At 64.5% G+C, this 6,514-nt stretch carries 6 protein-coding genes; 4 read left to right on the top strand and 2 right to left on the bottom strand.

Features of this window, described 5'->3' with window-relative positions:
- The 3 genes from AB7F41_RS13285 to AB7F41_RS13275 form a co-directional block, all read left to right on the top strand.
- Nucleotides 1–344: SAM-dependent methyltransferase (locus tag AB7F41_RS13285; RefSeq protein ID WP_428406613.1), on the top strand; the 344-nt coding region annotated here is incomplete at its 5' end.
- Nucleotides 345–493: 149 nt separating this feature from the next.
- Entirely contained in the window at nt 494–1,165 is a 672-nt protein-coding gene (locus AB7F41_RS13280; RefSeq protein WP_428385740.1) for a class I SAM-dependent methyltransferase, read from the top strand.
- Nucleotides 1,162–2,490 (top strand): APC family permease, encoded by a 1,329-nt coding sequence (locus AB7F41_RS13275; protein WP_428385742.1) that lies wholly within the window; start codon nt 1,162–1,164, stop codon nt 2,488–2,490. Before AB7F41_RS13280 ends, AB7F41_RS13275 begins: the two co-directional genes overlap by 4 nt.
- On the opposite strand, the gene AB7F41_RS13270 is transcribed toward AB7F41_RS13275, so the two are convergent.
- Together AB7F41_RS13270 and AB7F41_RS13265 are read right to left on the bottom strand one after the other, a co-directional pair.
- A complete protein-coding gene (locus tag AB7F41_RS13270) occupies nt 2,459–4,270 on the bottom strand; it encodes a PepSY domain-containing protein (RefSeq protein ID WP_428406612.1) in 1,812 nt (603 codons plus the stop codon). The genes AB7F41_RS13275 and AB7F41_RS13270 overlap by 32 nt on opposite strands.
- 271 nt (nt 4,271–4,541) lie before the next feature.
- Entirely contained in the window at nt 4,542–5,678 is a 1,137-nt protein-coding gene (locus AB7F41_RS13265) for a HupE/UreJ family protein (RefSeq protein WP_428385286.1), read from the bottom strand.
- A gap of 318 nt (nt 5,679–5,996) precedes the next feature.
- Here AB7F41_RS13265 and AB7F41_RS13260 point away from each other — a divergent pair, with 318 nt between their 5' ends.
- Nucleotides 5,997–6,497, top strand: coding sequence for a copper resistance CopC family protein (locus AB7F41_RS13260; protein ID WP_428385288.1), 501 nt, complete (start codon nt 5,997–5,999; stop codon nt 6,495–6,497).
- The last annotated feature ends 17 nt before the right edge of the window (nt 6,498–6,514 follow it).

The following is a 6,514-nucleotide window of genomic DNA, read 5'->3' as shown; positions in this document are numbered from 1 at the left end:
AGCGCGCCAAGCACGAGGGGCTTGCGAATATCGTCCCTGTTCAGGCGGCGCCTGACAACGCCAATCTGCCCGAGCCGGTCGACGTCATCCTGCTCGTCGACGCCTATCACCACGTCGGCAATCGCGTTGATTATTTCAAAAAGCTGCAGGAGTCGTTGAAGCCCGGAGGAAGGCTAGTGATCATCGACTTCCGCATGGAGAACGCCGATGGTCCGCCGAAGGAGCATCGCGTCTCGATCGAAAAAGCGACGGACGAATTGAAATCCGCCGGTTATTCGCGGGTCGAAACGCAGGACTTCCTGCCTCGGCAATATTTCGCCGTCTTCAAGAAAAACGGCGCATGAAGAGGTCTGACGCGCCACGCGTTTGATGTCGTCGACCTCGGCGAGGGAGCGTTCGCGGCCTGAGGCCTAAAGCGAACGCTCCCGCCGTAAACGCTCTCAAAACCCACAATACGCTGGCGCCGAGGCGCACAGCCGGGGAGCATTCTCCTATGAAAGTCCCTGCCAAAACGATTGTCCTGGCTCTTGGCTTCGCAACGCTCGCAGCCGCGTCGCAGGCGCAAAATGATCCGCCGCCCTGGGCGCCGGCGCGCGACTTCAAAGAGCCGGAAAAATGGTCCGCAGTGCTCGACAAGGACGACCGCGCCGCATGGCAGAAGCCCGACCAGGTCATCGATGCGCTGAAGCTGCCGAAAGACGCGCGCGTCGCCGACATCGGCGCCGGCACCGGCTATTTCAGCGTGCGTCTCGCCCGCCGTCTGCCTGACGCGAAGATATTCGCAGCGGACGCCGAACCGAAGATGGTCGACTTCCTCAGCGCGCGCGCGAAGCGTGAGAACCTGACCAACATGATCGCGACGCCGGTGACGATTTCGGATCCGAAATTCCCGGAGCCGCTCGATCTAGCGCTGTTCGTCAACGCCTATGGCCAGAACGCGGACGCCGTCGCCTATTATACGAAACTCAGAAGCCAGCTGAAGCCTGATGGCCGCGTCGCGCTGATCCTCGCCCGGCCCGACGTGCCGATGGGCCCGCCAAAAGACCGCCGCCCCACATTCGAAAAATGCGTCGAGGACATGCAAAAGGCAGGCTTCACGCTCGCCGAGGCGCCAGACTTCCTGCCGCGCCAGTTTTTCGCAATCTTCAAGAAGAGCGCGCAATGACGCATCAGGCGGCTCGGCGACGGCGGCTTCTCGACTATCGCGGCGCGATCGCGCTCGTCGTCGCCAACACGATCGGCACGGGGGTGTTCACCACCTCCGGCTTCGCCCTCGCCGACCTCGGATCGCCAGGGTTCGTGCTTCTCGCCTGGCTGGTCGGCGGGCTCTACGCCCTTTCGGGCGTCGCAATCTATGCGGATCTCGCGAAACGATTTCCCCAGTCGGGCGGCGAATACGCTTTTCTCAGACAGACGCTGCATCCCGCTCTGGGAACGGCCGCCGGCTGGATTTCGCTTGTCGCCGGCTTCACCGCTCCGATCGCCGCCGCGGCGCTCGGCGCGGAACTCTATGCCGCGCGCGTCGGGGGTTTTGAAACCGGCGCGCCCTGGTTTGCGAGCGCGCTGATCGTCCTGCTGGCCGCCTTGCACGCCGGCGCGCCGGAGACAGGCGTGCGTTTCCTGAACGTCGCGGTCGCGATCAAGATCGCCGCCATTCTCGCCTTCATCGTCCTCGGCGCGCCCCATGTCGCGCAGGCGATCGGTGGCCCGCCAACAGTCGATGGCTCCGCATTTTCGCTGCTCGCCTTCGGCGGGTCGCTCGTATGGATCTCTTACGCCTATTCGGGCTGGAATGCGGCCGTTTACGTCACCGGCGACGTCGAGGGCGGCGGCGACGCGGTGCGGCGCGCGCTTTACCTGGGAACGGCGCTCGTCATCGCGCTGTATCTCGGCGTGAGCGCCGTCATTCTCTACAGCGCGCCGCGAGAGGCGTTGGCGGGCGTCGCCGACTCTGGCGCAGTCGCCGCGCGCGCGCTCGGCGGCGTTCGCGCCGAGGAAGGCCTCAGCGCCCTGATCGCGCTTGCGCTCGCCACCTCCGCCTCTTCCATGTTGCTCAGCGGTCCACGCGTCTATGCGCAGATGGCGCGCGACGGCGCGCTCCCCGCCATTCTCGGCCGTCTGCATGGCGAGCACCCACGCATCGCCATCATCGCGCAGGCGGTGCTGTGCGTCGCCGTCGTCTGGAGCGCCAGCCTGCGCGAACTCCTGGAGTTTGTCGGCGTGACGCTCAGCGTTTCGGCAGGCGCGGTGATCGTGGGCTGGCTGCGGCAGGAATTCCTTGGCTCAACGCCGCGCATCAGGATCTTCCTGCTCGGCGCGGCAATCGTGTTTCTGGCGGCGACGACCGGAATCGTCGTCGCCGCCATCATCATGCGTCCGGGATCCGCGGTCGCCGCGACCATGCTGATCTGCTTCGGGCTCGCGGCGCACTCTGTGAGCGCGCGCCTACGCGCGAATGTCACATCCACTTCTGGCGCCACCAGCGAATAAGGCCGGTCGCGATCAGAAAGAGCGCGAGCGTCGCGAAAATATCGTTCACCCAGCGCCACTGGCTCCAGAACAGCGCCCCGGTGTGGAGGCTGCGGAGCCACATGAACATGGGGACGCCAGACGCCTCCGGCTGCGTCGCTTCGAGCATTTTGATCCGGGCGCCGTCGAGACTTGTGACGACGAGCTTCGCGCCCGTGCGCCATAGCAGACCGCCGTCAAAGGCGGTCACGTCGGTCGGCGCAAACCCGCGGCTCATCGCGCCCATCATCATGGGGCGCGCGGGACGGCCAGCTGCCTCGCCATCCCCATGCGGCGGCGGATGTCCGGGCGCAGCGCCGGCGTCTTCGCCCATTTCCTGCCGCCGCCCCATGCCGCGGCGGGGTTCCATGCCCGCGCCCGCGCCCGCGCCCATGCCCATGCCCTCCGGCGGAGCCAATGCAGCTTGGCGGAAGGCGAAGTCGTCGCCGCGGATCGTCGCGGTTGATCCCATCCCCGACATCATGACGACGCGGTCGCTAATTCGACGCATGCGATTGGCGCCGCCGATCGGCTTTCCTTCGGCATCGTCTTCGCGCGCCCAGGTCTTGCCGCCGTCGGCCGTCGTGAACAGCCCGAGGAAGTTTCCGACCGAAAACACTCCCGGCGCGCCGGGATAGCCGACAATCGCATCGATGCGCTCATCCCAGACGCTGGGCCTGAAGGCCGGCGTGTAAAGCGCCTTCGGCGTCATGGTGCTGCGCAGCAGGCTGCCGAGCTCCGTGTCATGGTCGATGACAATGCCGGTGAGCGCGAGATAGAGCAGAATAGGCGCGCACAGCAGGCCGATGGTCGCGCCGTGAATCCGGTAGAGCCAGCTTGTCGTCGCGCGCTTCGCCTCCGGCGACATGCCGCGCGCGCCGGCCTTCGCTTGCATGCGCCACCATTTGCCGAACCCCCAGTAGAGAAGCCCGGTGACGGCGAGGACGAACATCGCAAGGCCGCCAAGCTCATTGATGAGGCGCGAGGTCGCAGGCTCGAACAGGCCGCGCCCGAAATGAATCGACCGGATGAACCTGTGCAGGCGAACCGACTCGGGACGCGCTTCTTCGGGCAGCGGCGCCAGATCGAGCATCTGGATCTTTGACGGCGTATCGGGATCGAAGCGAAACACGCGGGACTTGTCGACCACGCCAAGCATTTCGGAAGGCGATGCGCCCTGCGCCAGCGCCGTGACGGATTCGCCCGACAGCGCCGCCGGCCGCGCCGTCTCGCCCTTGTCTGTCGTCACGAACAGACCGTCGTCGGTTCCGATCCACAACCTGTCCCAACCGCGCGCAGGATCCGCTTCGATCGCGAAAATCTGCGGATGCGCGGCGGCCTCGAAACGCGTCGGCGACCAGCTGGCGCCTCCGTCGGCGCTGCGCCACAATCCGCGTGGGCCACCAGCGACTCGGATCGACGCATCGGCGGGATCGATCTGGAGATAGCGGAAAACATTGCGGGCGGCGTTCTGCGCGACATGGTCGCTGGCGAGCCAGCCGGGCGCCGTGACCTGCTGGAGCCAGCGCCATTCGCCATTGTTCATGAAAAAGCCGGTTAAACCCAACACGCCGAGCCACACGGCGGCGATGAGCCCGGCCCATTTATGGATGGTGAACGACCATCGATAGAGCGGCGCGTTTCGATTGCGTTTGCGCTTCACGGCATTTGCGCCCGATGAACCCGATCTCTCTGCGGTCTTCCCGTCCGACAGCGCGCCCCGATCACGGGAAACGCCGCCCCCAATGGTTCGCTCGCTCATGTGGCCTCCAGAATCGCCACGACACATGTGCGTTCCGCCCACGCACGGATTTGTCGTCGCCTTCACCTCGTCATGCGATGAATTCTTGTAGCAACTGGCGGCGGCCTTGAACAGATTGACGCTGCGCTTCCGGGCCGAAGAACCCGACCATTTCACATGACAGCTTTCGTCGCGCCGTCGAGCCCGACGGCTGATGCGAAAGCGCGTCGTTCAGATTTGCGCAAACGCAAAACCGATCGAGGATATCAGAGAAGTGTCCCAGATCGTTGCGCTAACCCAGTTCGGACACCCGCACGACCAGCCAATAGGCGCCAAAGCAGGCGATGATCGCCGAACAGACTTGAACGAGCAGCGGACTGCGCTCGCCATGCGTGCATTCCTTATCGATCAGAAGAAGCAAAGGGAGCACGATGAGCACGACGCCGATCTGCCCGAGTTCGACGCCGATGTTGAAACTCGCCAGCGCAGGAACAATCGCGCGCTGAGGAACGCCCAGTTCAATCAGGCCGCTCGCAAAGCCGAAGCCATGGATGAAGCCAAATGCGAAGGTGTCGCGCCAGCGATTGTCGACTCTGCGGGTGAAGAAGTTCTCGACCGCCACATAGATGATCGACAGCGCGATCGCGATCTCCACCCAGCGGCTCGGCAGATTGACGAGTTCGAGCGCGGCGAGCGTCAGGGTCACCGAGTGCGAGACGGTGAACGCCGTCACGATCTTGACGACGGGCCAGATGCGCGTCGCCCACAGCATGACCGCGATCAGGAAGCACAAATGGTCGTAGCCGGTGATAATGTGCTCCACGCCTGCGGAGAGAAATTTCGGCGCGAGCTCCCACGGCGTCAGCAGCGGCTTGGAAAGGTCGATCATCTTGTCGCCGGGATAGATCATGACCTGTCCGGGCGCCGGCTCCCGGCCCTGGCGCTGCGCCTCGGAGAGATTGGATTCGTCGCCCTTCTCGCCGATGCTGACGAGATGTTTCGCCCGCGGTCCCTGCGCGTCGAGCAGTCTGAAGGGATTGTAGAAAATCTGACCCTGAACGGCGCCGCAATCCATCTGCAGCACCACGCGCGAGTCGCTTGGATTTGTGGGATCGACGCCGACCGAATCGACCGTGCTCGGACAGGTTTGACCTTCGGCGTTCTGCAGATCGACGCGCTGCTGGATGAATTTGCCGATCATCCCCTCGATGACGCCAGGCTCGGTCAGATCAACGTCGCTCTGCGGCTTGTTCTCGGCGAACATGCGTTCAATATCGGATCCAAGAAAACCGACTTCGACGCGATAATGACCCTGCCCTTCCGGCGCGATGCGGCTACTCGAAATATTCGCCGTATGGGCGCGCGCCGCCGACACGCTCGCCAGCAACGTCAAAACCACAGCGAGCGCCATCTTCCGCGACCACACCATTGGGCTCACTCCCTTGACGCGCCGCAAGGCCGCGACGTATGCACTTTGCCTAAAAGATGCATATCGAGAGGCAAGGATAAGCTCAAGTGCGGAGGCGCGTTAGAGCCGGCCGCGCTGCTGCGGCGCGAAAGCTTTTTGCGCCGCATCAAAATGGGGTCACTGGCCAAGGCCGCGACAATGTGAACAATCGGCGTCGCGCAGCCGCAACTGCAAATGCTCGGGGCGGGCCAGGAGCGCCTCACAATTGAACGAGTCGGACTTCGCGACATGACGAAGAGCGAACAACCAAGATTTTCACTTAGAAGATGCTCGTCCGCGATGTCCGTCCGTTCATATCCCCGTCTGCTCCTGCCGGCTGCTGCGATTTTTTCGATCGTCGCGACGCCTGAAGGCGCGGCGGCGTACCGACCTCCCTCGGAGTCCTCGGCGCGCGCGCCCAATCGACAGTCCAGCCCCGCGATCGAACTCACCGGCCCATCCGTCCCGCCGCGAGAGGCGCAGCGCCCCACGCTGATGCTGGCGCACGCCATCGTTGTCCGCACCTCCCCTGCGCAAGGCGGCGTCGGCGCGGAAGACATCGGGAAAGTCGAGGTGTGGTACGACGCCGGCATTCGCGACGCCTTTACCGCATTGGCGGTTGTCAGCGCCGCGGGCGAACGGGTCGACAAACGCGACGCGGCGATTGATAGCGCCGATCCGAGCCATGTATCCGTAAGCGTCAATCGGCTGACCCCGGGGAAATATACCGTGCGCTACAGAGCGCTCTCGGCCGACGGGCATCTGGTCAGCGGCGCCTGGGAGTTTGAGGTGCGCCCGTAAGACGCGCCCGCACGCGC

It is taken from the genome of Methylocystis sp., assembly GCF_050251305.1.
In the GTDB taxonomy this organism is placed as follows: Bacteria; Pseudomonadota; Alphaproteobacteria; order Rhizobiales; family Beijerinckiaceae; genus Methylocystis.
The sequence above is the reverse complement of the archived record's forward strand: the minus strand, read 5'-3'. Positions and strand labels throughout refer to the sequence as shown.

Coding starts and splice junctions, on each gene's coding strand:
- AB7F41_RS13265 (WP_428385286.1), bottom strand. CDS start 5,678: ATGGTGTGGTCGCGGAAGATGGCGCTCGCTGTGGTTTTGACGTTGCTG.
- AB7F41_RS13280 (WP_428385740.1), top strand. CDS start 494: ATGAAAGTCCCTGCCAAAACGATTGTCCTGGCTCTTGGCTTCGCAACG.
- AB7F41_RS13270 (WP_428406612.1), bottom strand. CDS start 4,270: ATGAGCGAGCGAACCATTGGGGGCGGCGTTTCCCGTGATCGGGGCGCG.
- AB7F41_RS13275 (WP_428385742.1), top strand. CDS start 1,162: ATGACGCATCAGGCGGCTCGGCGACGGCGGCTTCTCGACTATCGCGGC.
- AB7F41_RS13260 (WP_428385288.1), top strand. CDS start 5,997: ATGTCCGTCCGTTCATATCCCCGTCTGCTCCTGCCGGCTGCTGCGATT.